The organism is Paenarthrobacter sp. NPDC092416, assembly GCF_044755025.1.
Taxonomy (GTDB): Bacteria; Actinomycetota; Actinomycetes; order Actinomycetales; family Micrococcaceae; genus Arthrobacter.
The window spans coordinates 616,012-639,156 of sequence record NZ_JBIVQG010000002.1; the positions used below are offsets into that span (position 1 = coordinate 616,012).

21 protein-coding genes, 2 tRNA genes and 1 riboswitch are annotated in these 23,145 nt (G+C 63.6%); of the genes, 15 read left to right on the forward strand and 8 right to left on the reverse strand.

Translation table 11 applies throughout. From position 1 onward, the window contains the following. Position 1: 1 nt before the first annotated feature. Positions 2–793, forward strand: a complete 792-nt coding sequence (locus ACIQC5_RS06865) for a DeoR/GlpR family DNA-binding transcription regulator (RefSeq protein ID WP_400279806.1) — start codon at positions 2–4, stop codon at positions 791–793. A gap of 8 nt (positions 794–801) precedes the next feature. Here ACIQC5_RS06865 and ACIQC5_RS06870 read toward each other — a convergent pair whose 3' ends face one another. Next, positions 802–1,482 carry a histidine phosphatase family protein gene (locus tag ACIQC5_RS06870; RefSeq protein ID WP_400279808.1) on the reverse strand — a complete coding sequence of 227 codons (681 nt, stop codon included), beginning with the start codon at positions 1,480–1,482 and terminating at the stop codon, positions 802–804. An 89-nt stretch (positions 1,483–1,571) separates the two neighbouring features. Here ACIQC5_RS06870 and ACIQC5_RS06875 point away from each other — a divergent pair, with 89 nt between their 5' ends. Continuing rightward, positions 1,572–2,363, forward strand: a complete 792-nt coding sequence (locus ACIQC5_RS06875) for a CPBP family intramembrane glutamic endopeptidase (protein ID WP_400279810.1) — start codon at positions 1,572–1,574, stop codon at positions 2,361–2,363. Positions 2,364–2,501: 138 nt separating this feature from the next. On the opposite strand, the gene ACIQC5_RS06880 is transcribed toward ACIQC5_RS06875, so the two are convergent. Continuing rightward, positions 2,502–3,140 carry a VOC family protein gene (locus ACIQC5_RS06880; RefSeq protein ID WP_400279812.1) on the reverse strand — a complete coding sequence of 213 codons (639 nt, stop codon included), beginning with the start codon at positions 3,138–3,140 and terminating at the stop codon, positions 2,502–2,504. Between the two features lie 203 nt (positions 3,141–3,343). Between ACIQC5_RS06880 and ACIQC5_RS06885 the strand changes: the two genes are divergently transcribed. Together ACIQC5_RS06885 and ACIQC5_RS06890 are read left to right on the forward strand one after the other, a co-directional pair. Beyond that, on the forward strand, positions 3,344–4,684 hold the full coding sequence (locus ACIQC5_RS06885; RefSeq protein ID WP_400279814.1) for a bifunctional o-acetylhomoserine/o-acetylserine sulfhydrylase: 1,341 nt from the start codon (positions 3,344–3,346) through the stop codon (positions 4,682–4,684). 149 nt (positions 4,685–4,833) lie between these two features. Further along, positions 4,834–4,949: riboswitch (SAM riboswitch) on the forward strand. 14 nt (positions 4,950–4,963) lie between these two features. Then, complete coding sequence (locus ACIQC5_RS06890) at positions 4,964–6,085, forward strand: homoserine O-acetyltransferase (protein WP_400279816.1); 1,122 nt, start codon at positions 4,964–4,966, stop codon at positions 6,083–6,085. 4 nt (positions 6,086–6,089) lie between these two features. Here the strand turns inward: ACIQC5_RS06890 and ACIQC5_RS06895 are convergent, their stop codons facing one another. The 3 genes from ACIQC5_RS06895 to ACIQC5_RS06905 form a co-directional block, all read right to left on the reverse strand. Then, positions 6,090–6,497 (reverse strand): hypothetical protein, encoded by a 408-nt coding sequence (locus tag ACIQC5_RS06895; protein WP_400279818.1) that lies wholly within the window; start codon positions 6,495–6,497, stop codon positions 6,090–6,092. A gap of 76 nt (positions 6,498–6,573) precedes the next feature. Then, on the reverse strand, positions 6,574–7,683 hold the full coding sequence (locus ACIQC5_RS06900) for a winged helix DNA-binding domain-containing protein (RefSeq protein ID WP_400280162.1): 1,110 nt from the start codon (positions 7,681–7,683) through the stop codon (positions 6,574–6,576). 11 nt (positions 7,684–7,694) lie between these two features. Next, entirely contained in the window at positions 7,695–8,531 is an 837-nt protein-coding gene (locus ACIQC5_RS06905) for an SGNH/GDSL hydrolase family protein (protein WP_400279820.1), read from the reverse strand. A 77-nt stretch (positions 8,532–8,608) separates the two neighbouring features. Between ACIQC5_RS06905 and ACIQC5_RS06910 the strand changes: the two genes are divergently transcribed. After that, on the forward strand, positions 8,609–9,259 hold the full coding sequence (locus ACIQC5_RS06910) for an alpha/beta hydrolase (protein ID WP_400279822.1): 651 nt from the start codon (positions 8,609–8,611) through the stop codon (positions 9,257–9,259). Between the two features lie 67 nt (positions 9,260–9,326). Here ACIQC5_RS06910 and ACIQC5_RS06915 read toward each other — a convergent pair whose 3' ends face one another. After that, on the reverse strand, positions 9,327–9,554 hold the full coding sequence (locus ACIQC5_RS06915; RefSeq protein ID WP_400279824.1) for an RNA-binding S4 domain-containing protein: 228 nt from the start codon (positions 9,552–9,554) through the stop codon (positions 9,327–9,329). A gap of 23 nt (positions 9,555–9,577) precedes the next feature. Here ACIQC5_RS06915 and ACIQC5_RS06920 point away from each other — a divergent pair, with 23 nt between their 5' ends. The 10 genes from ACIQC5_RS06920 to ACIQC5_RS06965 all read left to right on the forward strand — a co-directional run bounded on the left by ACIQC5_RS06920 (position 9,578) and on the right by ACIQC5_RS06965 (position 21,297). Then, on the forward strand, positions 9,578–10,582 hold the full coding sequence (locus ACIQC5_RS06920) for a DMT family transporter (RefSeq protein WP_400279826.1): 1,005 nt from the start codon (positions 9,578–9,580) through the stop codon (positions 10,580–10,582). A 137-nt stretch (positions 10,583–10,719) separates the two neighbouring features. Further along, entirely contained in the window at positions 10,720–12,105 is a 1,386-nt protein-coding gene (locus tag ACIQC5_RS06925) for a glycine--tRNA ligase (RefSeq protein ID WP_400279828.1), read from the forward strand. Positions 12,106–12,107: 2 nt separating this feature from the next. Then, on the forward strand, positions 12,108–13,070 hold the full coding sequence (locus ACIQC5_RS06930; RefSeq protein ID WP_400279830.1) for a GNAT family N-acetyltransferase: 963 nt from the start codon (positions 12,108–12,110) through the stop codon (positions 13,068–13,070). Between the two features lie 214 nt (positions 13,071–13,284). Then, complete coding sequence (locus ACIQC5_RS06935; RefSeq protein WP_400279832.1) at positions 13,285–14,658, forward strand: FAD-binding oxidoreductase; 1,374 nt, start codon at positions 13,285–13,287, stop codon at positions 14,656–14,658. A 56-nt stretch (positions 14,659–14,714) separates the two neighbouring features. Next, the gene (locus ACIQC5_RS06940) at positions 14,715–16,169 is read left to right on the forward strand and encodes a YibE/F family protein (protein WP_400279834.1); all 1,455 of its coding nucleotides are present in this window, start codon (positions 14,715–14,717) and stop codon (positions 16,167–16,169) included. Between the two features lie 160 nt (positions 16,170–16,329). Then, positions 16,330–17,511: a tRNA dihydrouridine synthase DusB gene (gene dusB / locus ACIQC5_RS06945; protein ID WP_400279836.1), complete on the forward strand. Its 1,182-nt coding sequence runs from the start codon at positions 16,330–16,332 to the stop codon at positions 17,509–17,511. A 64-nt stretch (positions 17,512–17,575) separates the two neighbouring features. Then, on the forward strand, positions 17,576–18,892 hold the full coding sequence (locus tag ACIQC5_RS06950) for a deoxyguanosinetriphosphate triphosphohydrolase (protein WP_400279838.1): 1,317 nt from the start codon (positions 17,576–17,578) through the stop codon (positions 18,890–18,892). A 38-nt stretch (positions 18,893–18,930) separates the two neighbouring features. Beyond that, on the forward strand, positions 18,931–20,871 hold the full coding sequence (gene dnaG / locus ACIQC5_RS06955; protein ID WP_400279840.1) for a DNA primase: 1,941 nt from the start codon (positions 18,931–18,933) through the stop codon (positions 20,869–20,871). 107 nt (positions 20,872–20,978) lie between these two features. Then, a tRNA-Asn gene (locus tag ACIQC5_RS06960) sits at positions 20,979–21,051 on the forward strand. A 173-nt stretch (positions 21,052–21,224) separates the two neighbouring features. After that, positions 21,225–21,297: transfer RNA gene (locus tag ACIQC5_RS06965), tRNA-Asn, on the forward strand. Between the two features lie 73 nt (positions 21,298–21,370). Here the strand turns inward: ACIQC5_RS06965 and ACIQC5_RS06970 are convergent. Further along, a complete protein-coding gene (locus ACIQC5_RS06970; protein WP_400279842.1) occupies positions 21,371–21,778 on the reverse strand; it encodes a hypothetical protein in 408 nt (135 codons plus the stop codon). A gap of 74 nt (positions 21,779–21,852) precedes the next feature. Next, complete coding sequence (locus tag ACIQC5_RS06975; RefSeq protein ID WP_400279844.1) at positions 21,853–23,136, reverse strand: alpha/beta hydrolase; 1,284 nt, start codon at positions 23,134–23,136, stop codon at positions 21,853–21,855. Between the last annotated feature and the right edge of the window lie 9 nt (positions 23,137–23,145).

The following is a 23,145-nucleotide window of genomic DNA, read 5'->3' on the forward strand; positions in this document are numbered from 1 at the left end:
CATGACCCGCACCGATCGGCTGACCGCCATCCTTGACCTCCTGGCCGAATCCGGCCACGTGGAAGTCGAGGACATCGTGACGCGGCTTAATGTGTCTCCGGCCACGGCGCGCCGTGATCTCGACAGCCTTGCGAAGCAGCGGCTGCTGAGCCGTACCCGTGGTGGAGCCACTACCGGGTCGGTGGCCTACGACCTGCCTGGACGATACAACCGTGATGACCACGCTGCGGCGAAACAGGACATTGCCCAGGCCGCCTCGGCCCTGATCCGGCCAGGGGCCGTGATCGGCCTCAGCGGCGGAACCACCAACACCGCACTGGCTCAGTTGTTGTCCACGCGGGAAGACCTCAATGCGCCGTCCAACCGCCCCACTCTGACGGTGGTCACCAACGCCATCAACATCGCCTCGCAGCTGGCGGTCCGCCCCAACATCAAGATCATGGTGACTGGGGGCATCCTGAATCCGCGCTCCTACGAGCTCGTTGGACCGTACACGGACGTCATCATGCAGAAGGTAGCCCTGGACATTGCGTTCATCGGCGTCAACGGAGTTGACCCGGACCTCGGCCCCACCATCACCGATGAAGGCGAAGCCATGGTCAACACGGTCATGGCCCGCCGTGCCACGGAATCCTACGTTGTGGCTGACTCCTCCAAGGTGGGGCGCCGCTCCTTCGCCGCGATGGCAGGCTACGACTTCCGGCACCTCATCACTGACTCCGGCATCAGCGCCGAGGACAAGGCGGCCTTCGAGGCCAAGGGCACCGAAGTCATCGTCGCGCGGGGGAACTAAGTCCGGGGCTAGAACTGCATTCTGGGGGCGTGGAGCACCGAGTCGTCAACGCTCCGGGGCACCCATTGGCTGAACGGCGCATCCAAACTGTACTGGCCGTCGTCGGTCCTTAACAATGTCCGCAACTCGGCGTTGTCCGGGTTGTTGAGCGATTCAAAGTACTCCACCGTCCAGTGGAACCACCGCATGCAGAACAAACGCATCGTCAGGCCGTGGGTGACCAGCAGCGTGTTCGGCGCATACGTGGGCTTCTGCCAATGCCGGTACAGCGTCTCCATGAACGACGAAACGCGGTCGTACACATCCGAGCCCGATTCGCCCTCGCGGAACCGGTAGAAGAAGTGGCCATAGAGGTTCCGGAGCTCTTTCTGGTCCTCAATTTCACCGGCGATCTGGAAGTTGGCCCAGTCCTGCTCCCGGAGTCGCGGTTCTTCGATCACGCGCTCGATCAGCGGGCCGAGGTTCAGCGCTTCAAGGGTCTGGTACGCCCGCAGGTACGGCGAGACGTAAACGCACACCTGCTCGCCGTCGAGCTTCCGCCGAAGGTCCTCACCGGCAACCTTTGCCTGCTCCACACCCTGAGCCGTCAGGGGGATGCGGTAATCGGGCACGCGGTTGTAGATCGAGGTGTCGGCATTGGCGGCTGACTGGCCGTGCCGGATCATGAAGATTCTCCCTGGGGCGCTCATCCCACCAAGCATAGGGTCCCGGAGGCTGGGGCCGGAGCAAGAAGGCAGGTTCCGGGCAAACAGGCAGCAACACCGGGCAAGATAGGTACATGCTTCTTGCCTCCCGCCGTCGGCTGCGCGCCGAAGTGCTCATTGTGCTGGGCCTGTCACTCGGCCAATCGGCCGTCTATTCCGTGGTGCAGCTCTTGGACAAGATGACGCGGGCTCCGTTGTCTGAGGCCACATCCACGCTCAACCGGTCCCAAAGCACCCGCGAGTACTTCGACCTCACCTACCAACTCCTGGACATCCTGTTCGCGCTGGTTCCGGTGGTCCTGGTGTTCTATTTCCTGTCCGTGCATTCCTCGGCGAACCGCGAAGTGGACGGCTCGGCAGTTGGCAGGGGAGGCTCGGCCTTTGCGCGGCTGGGATTCAATCTTGCCCGACCCGGCAAGGACGTGCTCCAAGGCTTGGGACTGGCCGCAGCGATCGGGATCCCGTCCCTGGGGCTGTACGGTGTGGGGCGGGCGTTGGGGATCACCACTGCCATAGTGCCCAGCGGCCTGGACGCCTATTGGTGGACGGTGCCCGTGCTGATTCTCTCGGCCATGCGCCACGCAATCGTCGAAGAAGTCATTGTGGTGGGCTACCTGATGGACCGCTTTGGGAAGTTCGGCTGGAGCACGCCGGTGGCAATCGTGGTCAGCGCCGTCCTGCGTGGCAGCTATCACCTGTATCAGGGATTCGGGCCGTTCTTCGGAAACTTCGTCATGGGCCTCGTGTTTGCCTGGATCTATACCAAGACCAAGAGGGTTATGCCGTTGGTGATCGCCCACGCACTGTTGGACATCGTGGCGTTCGTGGGATTCAGCCTGTTCGGCAAAGCGGTGGGCCTCGGCTAGCCGCCCAGGAAACAGCTGCTGTTAAAAGAGATTCGGCCGCCATCGGTGGGTGACGTCATTGGCACCCGCTGATGGCGGCCGAAGATTTGCCCGGACATGGCTGACCGGGGCCGGGACCAGCCCGGAACGATGGAATCGTCAGATGGTGACGGCTCCGGAAGCGGTTTCGAACGTGACGGACATGATGCCTGGTGTCCCGTGCGGAGCCATCCACTGAACGGCAACGTCTTCCAGCGGCTTCTCCACCGGTTCGCCCAGCCATTCGGTAACGCGTTCCGCCGAGCCCGCAATGGTGAGGCTGGACATCTTGACGTCACTCTCATAAACCTTGGACGGGTGGAGTGAGGGGTCACCCTCCCACTTGAGCAGGTATGGCACCTGCGGATCCGCGATCAATCCGAGGATGCCTATCTGCTGCCACACCAGTTCCCGGCCGTCCGGGAACTTCCGGTTGCCCGGAACTGCGGCACGGCCAAGCCGTTCTTCGAAGGGAGCCAGGTCGTCAACGGCGACGCACCAGCCCATCCAACCTCCGCCGGCAGCCGAGCGGGCCCGCACTGCCTGACCAAAAGGTGCTTTGTCGGAAGCAGGGTGGTCCAGGACCTCCACGACTTCCAGGTATTTGTTATCAGCGAGGGGAATAATCATGTTCCGGGTGCCGAAGCGCGGGTGCACTCCGCCCCGGACTGCATCCACTCCCAGGGCCGCTGAAATTCGTTCGGTAGTGGCCAGAAGGCCATCTCGTTCACAAGCGTAAGAGACGTGATCCATGCGCATGGCTTCATCTTGGCACTTTGTGATCGGGGTCTCAGCTAAGTCAAGCCTAACCAACATGGGATGTTATGTGGAACGACCTGCAGGCGTCATGCCGGGACGCCCAAAGTCTGAAAAATACTGCCTTCGTCACAAAGCTGGGCTTGCCCTGAATAGCTTCCTAGACTGACTCCAACCCAGGCCGATCGCCAGTTCCTGGATACGTCATGCGCTACGAAGAGGAGAAAGCTATGTCTCAGGGATGGTCCTTTGAAACACGACAGATCCACGCAGGCCAGGAGCCTGATGCTGCAACGGGAGCGCGGTCGCTTCCCATTTACCAGACCACCTCGTTCGTGTTCCCCAGTGCTGAGAGTGCAGCCAACCGCTTTGCCCTGGCAGAGCTCGCCCCCATCTACACGCGTATCGGCAACCCCACGCAGGACGCCGTGGAGCAGCGCATCGCCAGCCTGGAAGGTGGCTTGGCAGCGCTCCTGCTGAGCTCCGGACAGGCCGCCGAGACGTTCGCCATCCTCAACATCGCCGAGGCTGGAGACCACGTCGTTGCCAGCCCGAGCCTGTACGGTGGCACCTACAACCTGCTGGCGCACACGCTGAAGAAGTTCGGCATCTCGGTCACGTTCGTGGAGGATCCGGACAACCTGGACCACTGGCGGGATGCCGTGCAGCCGAACACCAAGCTCTTCTTCGCCGAGGTTGTCTCCAACCCGCGCCAGGACGTGCTGGACATCGAAGGCGTGGCCGCCACTGCCCACCAAGCGGGCGTGCCCTTGGTGGTGGACAACACCTTGTCCACCCCGTACCTGATCCGTCCCATCGAATGGGGTGCGGACATCGTGGTCCACTCGGCAACCAAGTACCTAGGCGGTCACGGCGCCGCGATTGCCGGGGTGATTGTGGATTCCGGCAACTTCGACTTCGGCAAGGACCCCGAGCGCTATCCGGGCTTCAACACGCCGGACCCCAGCTACAACGGCCTGGTCTACGCCCGGGACTTGGGCAAGGACGGGGCGTTGGGGGCAAACCTCTCCTACATCCTCAAAGCACGGGTTCAGCTTCTCCGGGACCTCGGCTCGGCAGTGTCCCCGTTCAACGCCTTCCTCATCTCGCAGGGCCTGGAAACGCTGAGCCTGCGCGTCGAGCGCCATGTTTCGAACGCCACCAAGGTGGCGGAATGGCTTGAAGCCCACGACGACGTCGAATCGGTTGCCTATGCGGGTTTGCCATCCAGTCCGTGGTTCGACCGGGGCCGGAAGTACGGTCCCCGTGGAACGGGTGCGGTCGTGGCGTTCACGCTGAAGGGCGGCCTCGAAGCCGGCAAGCGCTTTGTCGACGGCCTTGAGCTCCACTCGCATGTGGCCAACATCGGTGACGTTCGCTCGCTGGTGATCCACCCCGCGTCCACCACGCACAGCCAGCTGACGGTGGCCCAGCAGGTGGCCGCCGGCGTCAACCCCGGCCTGGTCCGTTTGTCTGTGGGCATCGAGCACGTGGATGACATCCTGGCGGATTTGGAGGCCGGGTTCACGGCTGCCAAGGGCGCATAAATCCACATCTGGAGCCGCGTCCGCGTCGATGATAATTCGCCGGACGCGGCTCCGGCGTGCGCTTTCGTGAATGAATCAGCCCAAAACCGTCACACTGTTGTCACATTCTTCGCCAATGCAGCGGTGTTTTTCCTAGACTCTACGTATTAGGTCATGAGTGCCAGCGACAGCCCCGGCTTGCTGGCCGGCAACCCTCCTTCCGCGGTGGGGTGCCCCGGGTGAGGACCTGGCCTTCCGCATACAAGGCGGCGGGCAAGCGCGAAGTTAGGTGTCAAAGGAATGACTATTACTGCTACAGCCCTCCCCAAATCAGGAGAAGAAGACGGAACGGTCAAGTACGCCGGCGTAGGGTCGCTGGAGCTTGAGGCCGGTGGTTTCCTTCCGGACGTGGTCCTGGCCTACGAAACCTGGGGCCGGCTGAACGCTGACGCCTCCAACGCGGTTCTGGTTCAGCACGCGTTGACCGGCAGCACCCACGTGGCGCGCGGCGCGACAGACGAGGAGGGGTGGTGGGAGCAGCTCGTAGGGCCGGGCGCCACCATCGATACCAACAGGTTCTTCGTGATCTCCATCAACATCGTAGGCGGATGTTACGGGAGCACAGGTCCGTCCTCGACGGCACCCGACGGCCGTCCATGGGGCTCGCGTTTCCCGTTGATCACGCTCCGCGACAGCACCCGGGCCGAGGCAAGGCTGGCCGACCAACTGGGCATCGAAGCATGGCACGCCGTACTGGGCGGCTCCATGGGAGGTGCCCGGGCGCTCGAGTGGGCGGTCACCTACCCCGAGCGTGTCAAGCGCTGTGCAGTGATCTCGGTTGGTGCGTACAGCACCGCTGAGCAGATCGCCTTCGCCCAGTCCCAGACGCTCGCCATCCGCCAGGACCCGAACTTCAACGACGGCGACTACTACGGCGGCAGTGCGCCTGAGGCCGGGCTCGCCCTCGCCCGCCGGATTGCCCACATCACCTACCGCTCTGCCCTGGAGCTGGACTTCCGCTTTGGCCGCGAAGCCCAGCACCAGGAGACGCCGCTGGCGGCCGCAGTGCTGGGGGAGCGTGGCCGCTACCAGGTGGAAAGCTACCTCGACCACCAAGGTACCAAGCTGGTCCGCCGGTTCGATGCCAACAGCTACATCGCCATCACTGAAGCCCTGATGAGCCACGACGTGACCCGGGGCCGCGGCAACCTCACTGAGGCCCTGGCCCGTGCCAGTGCCGAGTTCTTCGTCGCAGCCGTGGACTCGGACCGGCTCTATTTCCCGGCACAATCGCAGGAGCTTGCAGCCGCCCTCCCCGGAAATGTGCCGGTCCACGTCATCGAGGCCCCGATCGGACACGACGGATTCCTGACCGAAATCGGCCAGCTTTCCGTGCAGCTCCGCGAGGCGTTCTTCGCCTGAACGATCAGCCGTTCATGATGTCGGCGCGCTGCTTCATATAGTCCTCCATGGCGATCTCGCCGTTGCTGAACTTTGCGTCCAGCTCGGCCAGCCGCCGCGCCCGGTAGCCCTGCGGCTCCAAACTCGAGGTGTTTGACGGAGCAACGGTCGACGGCGGACCCGCCGGCGGTGCCGCGTCTGCGGGGCGGACCACGGTGGGCTCGCCCGGATACGCCGGGTAGTTCTGGGCAGGGTAATTCCGGGCCGCGTAGTTCTGGGGAGGGTAGCCCGGACCGGGGAGGTTCTGCGGCGGGTAGCCGGCGCCGGGGAAATTGCGGTCTTGGAGCCGGCGCGCCCGGGATTTGTTGTACATGCGGATCCCCAAGGGAATCAGCCACGAGCAGACGATGATCCAGAAGATCAGATTGTTCATGCAGGCCTCCTAGGTCTTCTCCCAGCTTAGCCCGGTAGGCGACCCCGGAGCCCATGGCCGCAGGGGCCGTCCCGGCTTAGACCAGCTGTGTTTCCATGCCCAGGAACGTGCCGTAGCGCTCAACTTCGGTCTCGAGGGCCCGTTGAACCGGGGGAGTGGCTGGCCGGTCCAGCCTCACATCCAGTTCGCACTTACTGCCGACGAATCCGTGCCGCCACCAACCGGCCAACTTCCCGTCCAGCAACACCACGTGCATGGGGCTGTTATCTGTGGGGAGTATCGGAGCCGAACCGCCCAGGTAGTGCCGGGACTGCGAATAGCCCATGACGTACTCGTCGTAGCACTGGATGAGGTCCACGCGAGGGTCGGTTTCGGTGTCGTCGGATCCGGGACTGTCCAGTTCTTCAGCTGCCAGATGGAAGTCCAGGCCGTCGGCGGACACGCTGGCGAGCGTTCCGGGGGAGATGTCCTGTGCCACCTCGATCCCCAGCCGGATGTCCTTCATGGTCAGGCCGGACCATGCGGCGCAGTCTTTCACTGTGGCGGGGCCCCTGCTGCTGAAGTACCGCAACACCAGCTGGGCCAAGCAGTGTTCCCTGTCGCCAGGCGTGCCTCCGGGAACCCGTTCCTCGAAGAGTGCATAGGTCTGTTTGAGGGCACCACCGGCAGAGCGGACGGGGGTGCCACTGGCCAGGATCCTGCTGATTTCCGCGTGCATCAGGTGGTAGATGAAGCCAAGTCCCTTGCTCGGAAAGCCGGCCTTTCCCAGTATTTCCGCCAACTCTTCCCGGGTCTTGTGGGCGCCGCCGGCCACGGCTTCGGCAAGAACCTGCCCGCTCCGGGCGGCAGCAGCCTCGTCCACCCCGGTCTGCCGGTACATGCCTTTGTTGCCTTGGTGGAGCCTGTCCGCGGACAGGGACATCAACCAGCCCAAGTCGTCCCGATGAACGAAATGCCAGGTAGGGCGGAGGATGTGCGTCCGCAGGATGGTGCCGTCGGCTACGGCTTGCTCCACGTCAGCCGCAGTGCTTCCGCCCGTTCGTTGGGCAAGGGTCCACCGAGCGTAGGGGAACTCCTGCGATTGGACGGCCAAGAGGTTGCGGAGCACGGTATCGGGGCTGTCCGCATGGGGCGGGCGCAATTGTTGGCGGCGCAGCCTGACGCGGACAACGTCGCTTGGCAGCAGCTGATCCACCTTTAGCCGCGCGGCAGCATGGTGCCGGCCGGACCAAAGACTGGTCCCGGCGTCGGACGTTTGGGCGTGATGCCGTCGCCGGACGAGCGGTGACGCAGCCGCCTGATGACCCAGGGCACAAAGTACTCGCGCGCCCAGACCAGATCGGAGGAGCGGGCTTCGCGCCAGGTGCGTGGCGGAAGCGGTTTGGGCATGAGCGGTTCCAGAGTGTGCTGGACGTTGAGGGCGTCGAGCACCATGGTGGCCACGGTGTGGTGGCCCAGGGGTGAGAAATGCAGGCGGTCCTCGTCCCACATTTGCGGGTCGGCAAGCTGCCTGAGGGACCACATGTCTGCCACCACCGCATCATGGCGTGCAGCGACAGTGCGGAGGTTCTCGTTGTAGATGGCGACCTTGCCGCGGATCCGGCTCAGGACTGACGACGACGTGTCGGGACCGTTGAACAGGACCACAGTCGCGCCCCCGGAACTGAGTTCCTGCACGGCGACGTCGAGCTTTTCGGCCAGGACGTCGGGATCGGCGCCCGGCCGGATGAGGTCGTTGCCGCCTGCCGAGATTGAGACGAGGTCAGGCTGGAGTTCAAGGCACGGGCCAACCTGCTGGTCCACGATCTGCTGCAACAGCCGGCCGCGGATGGCCAGGTTGGCGTAGGCGAAGTCCTGGTGTCCACGGCTGAGTTCCTCGGCTACGCGGTCAGCCCAGCCACGGTATCCGCCGGGGTTCAACGGCTCGGGGTCGCCGATGCCTTCCGTGAACGAATCACCCAGTGCCACGTAACGGCTCCAAGGGTGTGTTTGAACCGGGTCGCCCGGCTTCACCAATGAATTGATGTCACTCACGCTTCTTATCCTGCCTCGTCCCTGCAAACCTACGCCACCGTAGGTTGTTACCCATCGGTAACTGCAAGAATAGACCCATGACTGAAGCCGTTGCATTCCCCGCGCCCGTTGTCCTGTGGTCCCATGACGAAGCTGATCGGACCGGCAAGCCGCTGTTGGTCCTGCTCCATGGCTATGGCTCCAACGAGGACGACCTCTTCAGCCTTGCCGGCCTGCTGCCGGAAGGCTTCGTGGTGGCATCCCTGCGCGCGCCGATGCCGATGGGGCCCGGATTCACCTGGTTCCCGCTGACGGCGTCCATCGACTACTCGCTTGAGGCCGTCAAAGTCGCCGCGGAGTACGCCCTCGAATGGCTGGACACCATCAAGGCCAACCACTCCTCAGTCACGCTGCTCGGCTTCTCCATGGGCATGGCCATGGCCACCACCATGCTCCGCTACCGTCCCGCGGACTTCGCCGCCGTCGTCGGGCTTTCAGGTTTTGTGGTCGACGCCGGTGCTGACGCCGCATTCCGCGACGCCGAACTGGACGGCTCGGTGCCGATGTTCTGGGGCCGTGACCAGCAGGACCCCGTCATTACCCCGGACAAGATCGAGTTCACCATGGGCTGGGTGCGCAACCACGTGGACCTCACCAAGGTGCTTTACACAGGCATGTGGCACGGGATCAACCAACAGGAGATCGGCCACGTAGGTGAGTTCCTGACCCACAAGGTCCTCGCGTCTTAACGCAACGCGGGGTCACTTACGGCCCATAAATGGCCTCACGATGGGCCATAAGTGACCCCGCGTTGCTTCAGGCGGTGATAATCCTTACGGTCTGGCCGTTGACGGTGACGGTATCGCCGGCGTGCAGCTGGCGGCCGCGGCGTTCGTCGATCTCGTCGTTGACCTTCACCAAGCCATTCTTGATGAGCTCGGTGGCCTCCACGCCGTCCTCCACCAGGTTGGCCAGCTTCAACAGCTGACCCAGGCGGATCATGTCGTCGCGGATGGGGACCTCTTCGATTTCCGGGTTGCTCATACAGCAATGATGCCTGACGTAGTGTGGTGTCAGTGCCGCAGTCTTCCCGTCTTTCCACCCTTCCGCTCGCCGTTGGCCTCCCCCTGGCAGTAGCAACAGGCCTGGTCATCCCACTCCAAGCACGCATCAATGGAGCCCTGGGAGCCACGTTGGACGACGGCATGGCTGCCGCTGTGGTGAGCTTCACCACAGGACTTCTGCTCATCGCCGCCATCTCGGTTGTGACACCCAAGGGCCGGGCCGGCCTTTCGCGTATCCTCCCGGCCGTGCGGAAGGGGAGCTTTCCCCGCTTCTATGTCATGGCCGGTGCCATCGGTGCACTCTTCGTCATCGCGCAAACATTCACTGTGGGCTTGCTGGGGGTTGCGCTGTTCACTGTGGCGGTGGTCACCGGGCAAACGCTCAGCGGATTGCTCGTGGACCGCATGGGCATTGGCCCGGGCGGCAAACGATCCATCACCGGAGTCCGCGTGCTGGGAAGTATCCTCACCGTTGCGGCGGTGGCCTGGGCGGTTTCCCCACGCTTCGGCGCCAGCAATGACGTGGCATCGCTGGTCCTGCCGGTGTTGCTTCCGCTGGCAGCGGGTTTCCTGATGAGTTTCCAGCAAGCCATGAACGGCACCGCCACCGTGCACTACGGGACGCCGGTTGCGGCCACCTTGGTCAACTTCATTGCCGGCTCCGCCATTCTCTGGATGGTCTGGCTCATCAAGCTGGCAGTAACCGGTCCGGGCAACCCGCTCCCGGGCGAATGGTGGTACTACCTCGGCGGCCCCATGGGTTGCCTCTTCATCGGATTGGCCGCGTTGCTGGTCCGCAGCCTCGGCGTGTTGACCACCGGATTGGGCATGATCGCCGGGCAGTTGGTGGGGTCGTTGGTGCTCGACGTCGTGATCCCCAGCCCAGGTGCGGTGGTCGCCTTGCCCACGGTGCTGGGTACGGTACTGACGCTCGCGGCGATCATCGTAGCCACACTTCCGTGGCCCAAAGGATCGCTCGCACGGGGCCACGCGGCCAAAGGCCGGTAGGCTAGGACACGCAGCTTCCTGCACAGTTATTACCAGTACCACTTTCCCCAGCACCCCGGTCCGGCACCTTAGCCCGGAACCCGGGGCAAACCACCGCGGACCGCACCCAGCGGCCCTGTAGAACAAATGGAGTACCCATGGCAGCAAAATCCGTCCTTGACCAGGTCATTTCCCTCTCCAAGCGGAGGGGCTTTGTCTTCCAGGCCGGTGAAATCTATGGTGGCTCCCGTTCTGCGTGGGACTACGGCCCCCTCGGTGCCGAACTGAAGGAAAACATCAAGCGCCAGTGGTGGCAGAGCATGGTCCGCGGCCGCGAAGACGTGGTTGGCCTGGACTCTTCCGTGATCCTTCCCCGCCAGGTATGGGAAGCATCAGGCCACGTTGAGGTCTTCTCCGACCCGCTGGTTGAGTGCCTTTCCTGCCACAAGCGCTACCGCGCGGACCACCTCGAGGAAGAATACGAGGAAAAGAAGGGCCGTCCGGCAGAGAACGGCCTCAAGGACATCGCATGTGCCAACTGCGGTACCCGTGGCGAATGGACCGAGCCGCAGGAGTTCTCCGGCCTCCTGAAGACCTTCCTCGGCCCGGTAGCCAGCGAGGAAGGCATGCACTACCTGCGCCCGGAAACGGCCCAGGGCATCTTCGTGAACTTCAACAACGTGCTCACCACTTCCCGGAAGAAGCCGCCGTTCGGCATCGGTCAGATCGGTAAGTCTTTCCGCAACGAAATCACGCCGGGCAACTTCATCTTCCGCACCCGCGAGTTCGAGCAGATGGAAATGGAATTCTTCGTCGAGCCCGGCACAGATGAGGAATGGCACCAGTACTGGATGAAGGAGCGCATGTCCTGGTACACCAGCCTGGGCATCCGTGAAGAGAACCTCCGCTTCTTCGAGCACCCCCTGGAAAAGCTCAGCCACTACTCCAAGGGCACCACGGACATCGAATACCGCTTCGGTTTCCAGGGTTCGGAGTGGGGCGAGCTCGAGGGCATCGCCAACCGCACCGACTTCGACCTCTCCACACACGCCAAGGCTTCCGGCACGGACTTGAGCTACTTCAACCAGGCCACCAACGAGCGCTACACCCCGTACGTGATCGAGCCTGCCGCCGGTCTGACCCGCTCCTTCATGGCTTTCCTGATCGACGCCTACACCGAGGACGAGGCACCCAACGCCAAGGGCGGCGTCGACGTCCGTACGGTCCTGAAACTGGATCCGCGCCTGGCTCCGGTCAAGGCTGCAGTCCTGCCGCTGAGCCGCAACGAGGACCTGTCCCCGAAGGCCAAGGCGCTGGGCACCCAGCTGCGCAAGAACTGGAACATCGACTTCGACGACGCCGGCGCCATCGGCCGCCGCTACCGTCGCCAGGACGAGATCGGTACTCCGTTCTGCATCACCGTGGACTTCGATACGCTCGAGGACCAGGCCGTGACCATCCGTGAGCGCGACACCATGAGCCAGGAACGCGTATCCCTGGACAAGGTTGAGGCATACCTGGCAGCACGCCTGATCGGCGCCTAGCGGTGGCGTTGGAATACCGCGAATGGAAGGAGGGCGACGACCTCGCCCTCCTGGAGATCTGGGGTGGCCCGGAAACTCTTCCAGCGGAGCAGTTCCGTGCGGCCTTGGCACCCTCCAGCAACCAGCCATGGCGTCGGTGCATTGTGGCCGAGGACGTCGTGGACGGCGTTCGCATTCCGGTTGCCGCAGGTGTGGTCCACGAGGCCTCCCTGCACCCTGAACGGCTCTGGGCCTACATCGAGGTGTCCAAAGACCACCGCCGCAACGGCATCGGTGCCACCCTGCTGACCATGCTGCGCCGCGAGGCCGGGAACTCGCCGTCGGGCGTTTCCAAGCTGCGTAGCAAGGTGGAGCCGGGCACCCCGGGTGCCGCGTTCGCCGAAGCCGCCGGCCTTGGCCCCATCCAGCGCTCGCAGTTGATTGTGGTTGATCCGGAGCCGCTGAAGTTGCCCGTGTTCGGCGACGGCTCTGAGGAAGCTGCGTCTGAGCGCGTGGAGGATCTGGCTACTGGTTCGGTCGAGTTGAGCGACGTCGTGGGGCGCTACTACACCGATGTCCACCACTGGGACACCCCGGGAGAGCTCAGCGTTGCCACGGTGCAACGACTGTTCCTCCACGACCTCACCGGCGCCCACGGCGCGATCGTCCTGCGCGCACCGAAAGCAAGTGCCTTCGGTGCGGGCGTGCCGGCCAGCAAGAAGGGCAGGCTGCAGGCCTTTGCCATCAGCTACGCCCAAGGCAACTCGGATGAACCGTCCGATGTCTTCCTGGGACACGACCCCCAACTGTCCGCCGGGGACGCCCAGGCCGCGGTTCGTGACCTGCTGGCTCTCATTGCGTACCAGCACCCGGTGCTGCTGGAAGTGGACGAATCCATGACCGCGCTTCGCAGCGTTTTGGAACCGCTGCTGGAATCCGGCAAGGCCCACGTCCGCGGTGAAGACACTCTGATCGTCAGCGACTGAGCACTCCTGCACAACGCTGGGATCCCGTCCGATACCGTTTCCACGGTGCGGGCGGGATCCTGCGTTTAACGCCGCCCGGCTATCGTTGCCGCGGACCCCTTGACGCTGCCCCCTCGCCAGGAGTAGGCATAGCGTCGTAAGCCCCCACTCCGATGCAGTTGGCGGGAACGGCGTGGGGAACATTCCGGTCTCACGGTGAATCGGTGGTAGCAAAATGAACGCAATAGCCTTGGATGGGCTGAGGGAACAGCTGCGTGGACAGCTCATAACCCCGGAGGATCCCGAGTACGATTCAGCCCGCGCTGTTTTCAACGCCATGGTGGATAAACGGCCGGCGGGGATCGTACGCGTGGCGCAGGTTTCAGATGTGATTGCGGGCGTGAACTTCGCACGCGAGAACGCCATGCCACTGGCGATCCGCGGCGGGGGACACAGTGCTCCTGGCTTCGGCACGTGGGACGACGCCCTGGTGTTGGACTTCGTCAACCGTACCGGCGTCCGGGTGGACCCGGAAAACAGCACAGCACGGGCAGAGGGTGGCACCACATGGGCTGATTTCAACCACGCCACGCACGCGTTCGGATTGGCGACCACTGGAGGGATCGTCGGGTCAACGGGTGTCGCCGGGCTGACCTTGGGCGGCGGCATCGGCTACCTTGCCCGCAAGTACGGCCTGTCCTGCGACAACCTCGTCTCAGCCGACGTCGTGACTGCCGATGGCCGGTTCCTCACAGCCAGCGAGGACTCCAACGAGGACCTCTTCTGGGCGCTCCGTGGCGGCGGAGGCAACTTCGGCGTGGTGACCTCGTTTGAGTTCAAACTCCATCCTGTGGATATGGTTCACGCCGGAATCATTCTTTACAGCGCCGAACACACAGACACGGTCGCCAGGTTCTACCGCGACTACATCGCGTCCGCGCCAGAGGAGTTCGGGGCCTTCCTTGGCTTCCATCAGGGCCCGCCCGTACCCTTCCTGCCTGAAGAATGGCACGGTAAGCCGGTTTGCGTGGTGGTGGGAATGTGGACAGGTGACTTGGCCGAGGGCGAATCACGGTGGCAACCGTTCCTGGATGTCGCGCCCGTTGCCGGTTCGATGATCGCGCCCATGCCGTACCCTGCGCTCAACGTTGCCTTCGACGGACTCAACCAGAAAGGCATGCAGGGGTACTGGAAGGCCAATTTCCTGCCTGAACTCAACGATGGCGCCATCCAAGCGCATGCCGAGCACGGTGCGACGGTGACTTCCGTCAACACCGCTGTGCATATATACCCGATCGATGGAGCTGTCTCCCGCGTCGGTACCCGTGACACAGCGTTTTCACACCGGGACATGAAGTTCTCCCCGGTGATCGCCACACAATGGGTGGAACCCGCCGACAACGAAGCAAACATCGCATGGACGCGCGCGTATGCGGCAGCCCTGGCACCGCACTCGGCTCCCGGTGGCTACATCAATTTCATGGACGCGGAAGATCAGAACCGCGTTTCGGACAATTACGGTCCCAACTGGGATCGCCTGGTGGAAGTCAAGAGCAAGTATGATCCCGGAAATCTCTTCCACGTGAACCAGAACATCAAGCCCGCCTGAGTCAGGAGGTTTGCAGCTGGCCCGCGTAGGGTTGAAACCATGAGGTTTTCCAGCTGATGGGCCACGGACACTCCCACGGTCCCACCGAACATTCCGAGCCAACACCACAGGCCATTGCATCCCGGAAGCGGGCCAACTGGCTTCTCGCTGCAGTGCTGGTGCCCCTGGCCGTACTGACGATCGTCGCCATGATGGTCATGTGGCCCTCAGGCAGCCGCGAAGGGATCTCGTTCGCGAGTCCCTACGAGGCTGCCCCCGGGGTCACCTTCGACACCGGCAAGATCCAAAGCGTCGTCCAGGAAAGCTGCACGCAAACGGGCCAAACGGACACGGGCCAAACGGACACAGGGCAAGCCCCGGCAGGATCGGAGTGCACGTTCGCCTTCACTGAACCGGACAAGGGTGGCAGCCCCGTCAAGGTGGTCATCAACCCCGATGTTGCCAAGTCCCATGGCGTGGATGTGGGCGACTCCATCCGCTACTTAAACCTCTCCGGCGTCCAGGGTGCCTCGGCAGGCAACGGCTCGCCGTCGTACGTTTTTGTCGACTTCGTGCGCAGCATGCCCATCGCGTTCTTGGCCGTGCTCTACGCCGTGGTGGTGATCGCCGTGGCGCGCTGGCGCGGCTTCCGGGCCCTTTTGGGCCTGGTGGGTGCGTATGCCGTGCTGGTCAGCTTCATCCTGCCCGGACTGGTGGAGGGCAAGCCACCCCTGATGCTGGCCCTGGTGGGTTCCACCGTGATCATGATCGGGGTGCTGTACTTTGCCCACGGGTTCTCGGCACGGACGTCCACTGCCTTGCTGGGAACCATCTTCGGGTTGGGTATCACGGCCCTGTTGGCGGCGTGGGCAACCGACGCCGCGAACCTGGCGGGCGTGGGCAACCACGATGCCGCAACACTCGTGAACATGTCGGACAAGATCTCCATTTCCGGGATCATCCTGTGCGGGCTCATCATCTCCGGACTCGGCGTGCTCAACGACGTCACCATCACCCAGTCCTCGGCCGTGTGGGAACTCTACGAACTCGCCCCGGAAACGAGTGCGCGCAAGTTGTTCTCCTCCGCGATGCGCATCGGCCGGGACCACATCGCCTCCACGGTGTACACCATCGCCTTCGCCTACGCAGGCGCCGCTTTGCCGATCCTCATCATTGTGATGCTGTATGACCGCCCCGTGGCCGAAGCCTTGACCAGCGCAGAACTCTCCGAGGAAGTCATCCGCACCTTGGTTGGCTCCATCGGGCTGGTCCTTGCCATTCCGGTTACCACGCTGATCGCGGTCTTGGTGGTTAAGGCCACCGGCCTTAAGCGCTCCGGTGCGCCCGGCGCCCGTCCCGTGAGTCCCGAGGACATTGATGACACCGGCGCGCTCGCCGCGGCGGCCGCCGTCGTGGGCTCAGAGCGTCATGAAGCGAACGACGACGACACTCGCCGCGGCGAAGCCGGCAGGCCCGCACGGCCTGGCAGCCGACGGGCCAAGCGGGAAGCGGAGCGGCGCGGTTCGGTCTGAGCCCTGATGACATTTGTCATCGACAATCGGTGACACTCCCACGGGGAAAGCGGCGCGGTGCGGCTTGACTTGGTGGCTTTCTTCGGGCCCAACGGTGCGGGCAAGAAGGACAACGGGCGGCTTCTTTAGCCGATTTGCCCGGATTTGCAACAATGGATGGGTGACTGTTGTAGCAACGCCCCCTGCACCAAAGCTTGAGCTCCCGCCATTGCAGCTCGGCGGAATCACCGTGGACACCCCGGTGATCCTCGCGCCGATGGCCGGCATCACCAACTCCGCCTTCCGCAGGCTCTGCCGTGAATACGGTGGCGGCCTGTACGTGGCCGAGATGGTGACCTCGCGCGCGCTGGTGGAGCGGACGCCGGAATCGCTGCGCATCATCTCGCACGATGACGACGAAAAGGTCCGTTCAGTGCAGCTTTACGGCGTGGATCCCGTGACGGTGGGCGCTGCTGTGCGCATGCTCGTCGAAGAGGACCGTGCAGACCACATCGACCTGAATTTTGGCTGCCCGGTACCCAAGGTCACCCGTCGAGGCGGCGGCTCCGCGCTGCCCTGGAAGATCGATCTCTTCACCTCGATCGTCCAGACGGCGGTGAAGGAAGCCTCCAAAGGCGGCCTTCCGCTGACCATCAAGATGCGCAAGGGCATTGACGAGGACCACCTGACGTACCTCGAAGCGGGCCGGATTGCCCGCGATTCCGGAGTGGCCGCCGTCGCACTTCACGGCCGCACGGCCGCCCAGTTCTACTCCGGCCAGGCAGACTGGTCCGCCATTGCCCGTCTTCGTGAGGCACTTCCGGACATTCCAGTGCTGGGCAACGGCGATATCTGGTCCGCAGAGGACGCTGTGCGCATGGTCCGGGAAACCGGCATCGACGGCGTTGTGGTGGGCCGCGGTTGCCAGGGCCGGCCATGGCTGTTTGGTGACCTCCAGGCAGCCTTCGAAGGCAGCGACCAGCGTCACCGCCCCGGACTGCGTGAAGTCGCCGAAGGCGTTTACCGCCATGCCGAACTCATGGTGGAAACGTTTGGCAATGACGAGTACAAGGCGCTGCGGGAAATCCGCAAGCACATGGCCTGGTACTTCAAGGGGTACGTGGTGGGCGGGGAACTGCGCGCCAAGTTGGCCCAAGTGCCCACCCTTGAGGTCCTGCGCGAACTTCTGGCGGAGCTCGACATGGATTTGCCGTACCCCGGAGTTGACTCCGAGGGCCCGCGCGGCCGTGCCGGTTCGCCCAAGAGGCCCGCATTGCCCAAGGATTGGCTCCTGAGCCGGCAATTGAACGAGGACCAGAGCCGCGACATCGCGGCAGCAGAGTTGGACGTTTCGGGCGGCTAGCCGCACACGTGTAAGACTGGCTCAAGAGGCACCACACCACGGCGCTTGGAGGAGGCAGATACCCATGGGAACCGAAGCGATGCTTGGCCGCACCGGAACGCCGCACGATTTCGTCCAGGCGATTCCCGGTTACGCCGAGGCAGACTCTGCACGTTGGGTCGAAGAGCCGCGCAAGAACACGTACCGGTCCGATTTCGAACGTGACCGGGCCAGGGTGCTGCACTCCTCGGCATTACGACGGCTCGGAGCCAAGACCCAGGTGGTTGCCCCGGACACGGACGACTTTGTCCGCACCCGGCTCACCCACAGCCTGGAAGTGGCGCAGGTGGGGCGTGAGCTTGGCCGCTCCCTGGGCTGCGATCCGGATGTGGTGGACACCGCCTGCCTGAGCCATGACCTCGGCCACCCGCCTTTTGGCCACAATGGCGAATCGGCTCTGAATGAGGTGGCCCATGCCATTGGCGGGTTTGAGGGCAATGCCCAGACATTGCGGCTGCTGACCCGGCTGGAGCCTAAAGTGCTCGCGGACGACGGCCGACCAGCGGGCCTCAACCTGACCCGTGCCAGCTTGGACGCCGCCTCCAAGTACCCGTGGTCCGCGCTCGACGCCCCCGTCATCCACGGCCACCGCACCAGCAAGTTCGGCGCCTACGAGGACGATCTGCCCGTGTTCCAGTGGCTTCGTGAGGGTGCGCCGGGGAACCGCTCCTGCATCGAGGCGCAGGTCATGGACCTGGCGGACGACATTTCGTACTCCGTGCACGACGTTGAGGATGCGATCGTCGCCGGCCATTTCCAGTTGAAGTGGATGGACAACCCGGACCATCGTGCACGCGTTGTCGGCTACACCAAGCAGTGGTACCTGCCGCACAATGAGCCCGCGGAGATCGACGCCGCCCTGGCCCGCTTGGAGGCCACGCAGGTCTGGGTCCGGGAGGCTGACGGAAGCCGCAAGTCCATGGCGGCGCTGAAGGATATGACCAGCCAGCTCATCGGCCGCTTCTGCCAGAGTGCCATGGAAACCACCCGGGCCCATTTCGGGCCGTCCAACCTGACCCGGTACGGCGCTGAACTGATGGTGCCCGAGGATACCGTGACAGAGATCGCGGTCCTCAAGGGCCTCGCCACTACCTTCGTCATTTCCACGGACCACCGCCAACCCGTGTACGAGCGCCAGCGCGAAGTACTGCATGCACTGGTTGGCGTGCTGAAAGCCACAGGCGACCGGCACCTCGAGCCGATGTTCGCCGCGGATTGGCGTGACGCCGTCGACGACGCCGCCCGGCTTCGCGTCGTGATCGACCAGGTCGCTTCGCTAACGGACGGGTCTGCCCTGGCCCTGTATGAGCGGCTCGTGGGAAGCCTTCCGTCGCTTTGGTAGCGGCTATTATGGCCCCGCTGAGCGACTAGGATGGTCACGTGGCTGGCTTGATCAAACGTGAAGATATCGACGAAGTACGCCAGCGCACAGACATCAAGGAAGTCGTTGACGGCTACGTCACCCTCAAGGGTGCCGGTTTGGGCAGTTTCAAGGGCCTATGCCCCTTCCACGACGAGCGTTCACCGTCGTTCACCGTCCGCCCGCAAGTGGGCAGGTACCACTGCTTCGGCTGCGGCGAAGACGGCGATGCCATCTCCTTCGTGCAGAAAATGGACCACAGTTCCTTTCACGAAGCGGTGGAAAAGCTCGCTGCCAGGATTGGCTACGAGCTGCGATATGAGGACGGCGGAACCGGTCCCAACCGCGAGGAAGTCGGCAAACGGCAACGCCTCCTGGACGCCCATAAGATTGCCGATGAATACTTTCGCGCACAACTGCTGACGCCCGGCGCCGCCGAAGGCAGGAACTTCCTGGACGGCCGCGGCTTCGACCGGGCCGCTGCTGAACACTTCGGCGTGGGATACGCTCCGCAAGGCTGGGACTCACTCCTCAAGCACCTGCGCGGACGGGGTTTCACCGATGCCGAATTGAAGCTCACAGGCATGTTCTCCGAAGGCAACCGCGGCATCTACGACCGCTTCCGCGGCCGGCTGATCTGGCCCATTCGCGACATCGCCGGGGACACCATCGGGTTCGGCGCGCGGAAGCTGTACGAGGATGACCAGGGCCCCAAGTACCTCAATACGCCTGAGACCACCCTCTACAAGAAGTCCCAAGTCCTCTACGGGATCGATATCGCCAAGCGCAACATCGCCAAGGACCGGCAACTTGTGGTGGTTGAGGGGTACACGGACGTCATGGCCTGTCACCTGGCAGGGGTCACCACTGCGGTAGCCACCTGTGGCACGGCGTTCGGCACCGAGCACATCAAGATTGCCCGGCGGCTGCTGTCCGACGACGGCAGCGGGGGAGAAGTCATCTTCACTTTCGACGGCGACGCCGCCGGCCAGAAGGCCGCTTTGCGCGCCTTCGAGGAGGACCAGCGCTTTGTGGCCCAAACCTACGTCGCGGTGGAACCCACGGGTGCCGACCCCTGTGATCTTCGACAACTTAAGGGTGACGCGGCGGTGCGGGACCTCATCGGCACCCGGCGGCCGCTCTTCGAGTTTGCCATCAGGGCCTCGCTCCGGCGGCACAACCTGGACACCGTCGAGGGCCGGGTCGCGGCACTCAAAGAGGCCGCCCCCGTGGTGGCCCAGATCCGTGACTCTGCCATCAGGCCTGCGTACACGCGCGAACTCGCCGGGTGGCTGGGTATGCCCATCGAGGAAGTCAGCCGCTACGTAGGGGCAGCGGCAAAGCGCGCCGCCGCAGGTGGGACAGGCAGTCCGACGTCGGCCAGCGGAACGGAGCACGCAAGCCCAGGCGGCCCCCCGCCCGCTGGTGCGGGTTCCGTTCAGCAATCGGAGGCGGCAGCGCCGCAGGCTGCCGGTCCTGTCTTCCAGCGGCCCGATCCCCGCGACCCCGTGGCAGGCATGGAACGTCAGGCGCTCGAAGTTGTCCTCCAGGAGCCCGGAGTGCTCGGCGGGGGAGCGTGGGAACGCTTTGAGGTGTCCTACTTTGCCACGCCGGCCTATGCGGCCGTCCACACGGCGATACGCGCTGCCGGCCTTGCCCATGCGGCCGATCCGGTTGCCTGGGTAGAGAATATTCGCCAGGAAGTTCCCGAGCCGCTGCGACCCCTGGTCTCTGAACTGGCGGTGACGCCGCTGCCGGCCAGCACGCCGGAGGCCATGCAACGGTATTGCCGGGACATTTTGGCGCGCCTGTTTGAGCTGCAGATCACGCGGATCAAGGCGGACAAGATGGGCCAGTTGCAACGACTGGATGCCGTTGCGTTCCCGGCTGACTTCCAGCGGCTGAACCGTGAGCTGATGGAGCTGGAAATGCAGAGGCGTGCGCTCCGGTCCGACAACTGATCTGGATGCTCGGAGAGCTGAACCGGGGTCCGGAGGCGCCTGAGGGAGCCGTTCGGGGCTCGATTTCGCTTTCCGGCTGACCCCTGTTAAGCTAGTAACCGCTTCATTCCTCCGTAGCTCAATTGGCAGAGCATTCGACTGTTAATCGAAGGGTTACTGGTTCAAGTCCAGTCGGAGGAGCGCACAATACCCCCGTTCCGGTTCGCCGGAACGGGGGTATTTTTTATACCCCGGTGGGGTATTTTCACGAGGGCTCAAGGGGCTGTTGTTGTGAGCGAGGTGGCGCTGGGGGGACCCTCTCCCGCCGATTTCGCATTCCGGTAGAACCTTTGCTAAAGTCATAACCGCTTCATTCCTCCGTAGCTCAATTGGCAGAGCATTCGACTGTTAATCGAAGGGTTACTGGTTCAAGTCCAGTCGGAGGAGCGCACGAACCCCGCACCGGCGTCACGCTGGTGCGGGGTTCATTCTTTTTGCTGGATATCCGGTGTGACTTTCCTCAGACAAAGTCCATTTCGACTTGCAGGAAGCGTGCCGCTTCCGCGACGGCGGCCAGGAAGGCTTCCTGTTCTGTAGGCGGCGTGCGTGGTTCCCGTGGATGCCACTCATGAGGTGCCGAGTACACGCGGGTAAAGCCGCCTCCTGGCGGGGCGTAAAAGATCCCGAAGCGCTGCACAGGCCATTCCGGTGAGGTCTCAGGGGCTACCAACAGCGCTGCGTCTGCCTCGGGGTTGTACCACTGGGCAATGGGTCGCCGACGGTCATCAGTGAACAGTCCGGCGGCGTAGAGGGCCGCGGACTGGGGGCTGGTTACTGAGCACAGCCGTTCCCACCACAGCGGCAGGATGCGTTCATCCCGACGCTGCCAAGGTGCCGGAAGCGGCTGCAGCTCTTGCCAATGAGGCACATCTCAACTTTATCGCTGGGGGCCGTACCCGCAACAGAGGCGCGGGCCCCTGAACGGCGACCTTGACAGGATCCTTACCGGGACAGTCCAAGGCGGGGATAGAGGACTTCGAACCCCTTGGTCAGGCCCGCGTTCAGGGCGATCCCCACATGTCCTCCGTTGGGAACCTCGTAGTAAGTGACGCTCATGCCGGCAGACCGTGCTGCCGCCGAGACGGCCTTTGCTGCCGCGACGTACGTGACGTCGTCGGAGCCCACAGTGAAGACGGCCGTAGTGTTCGGAAATTGCTTGCCCTTCATGATGTTGATCGGCTTCTGGGCGTCGTAGGCTGCCTGATTGCCGCCGAAGATGTCTTGAAGGTTCTGGGCTGGTTCCTCGGCTCCGGGATACTCCTCCCCGGAGATATCAACGACGTTTCCCCACATCTTCGGATATTTGACGGCGAAGGAGATGGCACACTGGCCGCCGTTGGAATACCCGGCGATGGTCCAATGATCCCGGTCCGGGAGGATGTTCAGGTTTGCTTTGGCCCAATTGACCACATCAACGTTGATGTACTTTTCCACGTTTCCGTACTTGGCGGTGTCGAGGCAGAGGGTGTCGTTCTCATCGGGTCCGATCTGGTCTGCAACGATCGCGATCGGGGCGAGGCCGTTGTTCTTGGCGGCGAATTCGTCCAGGGCCGCGGACACGTACTGCGGGTCCGGCAGGCCTGGCTGGCCCATCAGGAGGACGAACAAGGGCAGCTTGGGCGGGTTGTCCGTCAGGGCCGCTGGCGGCAAGTAGATGCCCGCAGGCCGGGCGTTGAAACCTGAGACGGTAGCCGGGATGACCTGCGTCCCGGTTTCCCCTTTTGCCGGCATATTGGCCGGCGGATTCCAGTTCTGCCATAGCGGTCCGGCTGGAATGGACGTTTGCGGGTCAGGTTTGTTCAACTGGATGGCGCCCTCGGTGGAGATACCAAAGGCGGAACCCAACGTATTGTTCAGTCCGAACTCCGAATTAACACCGAGTGCTGTTACCAGGAGGAACACGGGGATGGAGACGGCTGCTACCGCCTTCCTCCAGCGGGGACTATGGCTGAAACTGACCGAGGCCAGTCCAAGGCCCGCAAATCCGGTGATGACCCAGAACCACACTCTGGCCGTCAGGCCCACGTGGAAGACGTCCAGGACGTCCTCAACGATCCACACCGTCAGTCCGCCCGCGACGGCCGCCACCACGATGCCCAGGAGGGCTTTGAGCGTCCATTGCCGGGATGGCCGGAGGAAAAGCAAGAGAAACAACCCGACGCCGATTGCGATGGCCACGGTCATCACCACGGGACCGGTGATCTCAAGCTTCAGGAGGTCGTTCATGGTTGTGCG

What these genes read in the sequence shown, in the direction of transcription:
- ACIQC5_RS06910 (WP_400279822.1), top strand. Translation starts at nt 8,609, where the DNA reads ATGACTGAAGCCGTTGCATTCCCCGCGCCCGTTGTCCTGTGGTCCCAT.
- ACIQC5_RS06890 (WP_400279816.1), top strand. Translation starts at nt 4,964, where the DNA reads ATGACTATTACTGCTACAGCCCTCCCCAAATCAGGAGAAGAAGACGGA.
- ACIQC5_RS06875 (WP_400279810.1), top strand. Translation starts at nt 1,572, where the DNA reads ATGCTTCTTGCCTCCCGCCGTCGGCTGCGCGCCGAAGTGCTCATTGTG.
- ACIQC5_RS06915 (WP_400279824.1), bottom strand. Translation starts at nt 9,554, where the DNA reads ATGAGCAACCCGGAAATCGAAGAGGTCCCCATCCGCGACGACATGATC.
- ACIQC5_RS06975 (WP_400279844.1), bottom strand. Translation starts at nt 23,136, where the DNA reads ATGAACGACCTCCTGAAGCTTGAGATCACCGGTCCCGTGGTGATGACC.
- ACIQC5_RS06940 (WP_400279834.1), top strand. Translation starts at nt 14,715, where the DNA reads ATGGGCCACGGACACTCCCACGGTCCCACCGAACATTCCGAGCCAACA.
- ACIQC5_RS06925 (WP_400279828.1), top strand. Translation starts at nt 10,720, where the DNA reads ATGGCAGCAAAATCCGTCCTTGACCAGGTCATTTCCCTCTCCAAGCGG.
- ACIQC5_RS06895 (WP_400279818.1), bottom strand. Translation starts at nt 6,497, where the DNA reads ATGAACAATCTGATCTTCTGGATCATCGTCTGCTCGTGGCTGATTCCC.
- ACIQC5_RS06935 (WP_400279832.1), top strand. Translation starts at nt 13,285, where the DNA reads ATGAACGCAATAGCCTTGGATGGGCTGAGGGAACAGCTGCGTGGACAG.
- ACIQC5_RS06880 (WP_400279812.1), bottom strand. Translation starts at nt 3,140, where the DNA reads ATGCGCATGGATCACGTCTCTTACGCTTGTGAACGAGATGGCCTTCTG.
- ACIQC5_RS06950 (WP_400279838.1), top strand. Translation starts at nt 17,576, where the DNA reads ATGGGAACCGAAGCGATGCTTGGCCGCACCGGAACGCCGCACGATTTC.
- ACIQC5_RS06870 (WP_400279808.1), bottom strand. Translation starts at nt 1,482, where the DNA reads ATGAGCGCCCCAGGGAGAATCTTCATGATCCGGCACGGCCAGTCAGCC.
- ACIQC5_RS06885 (WP_400279814.1), top strand. Translation starts at nt 3,344, where the DNA reads ATGCGCTACGAAGAGGAGAAAGCTATGTCTCAGGGATGGTCCTTTGAA.
- ACIQC5_RS06865 (WP_400279806.1), top strand. Translation starts at nt 2, where the DNA reads ATGACCCGCACCGATCGGCTGACCGCCATCCTTGACCTCCTGGCCGAA.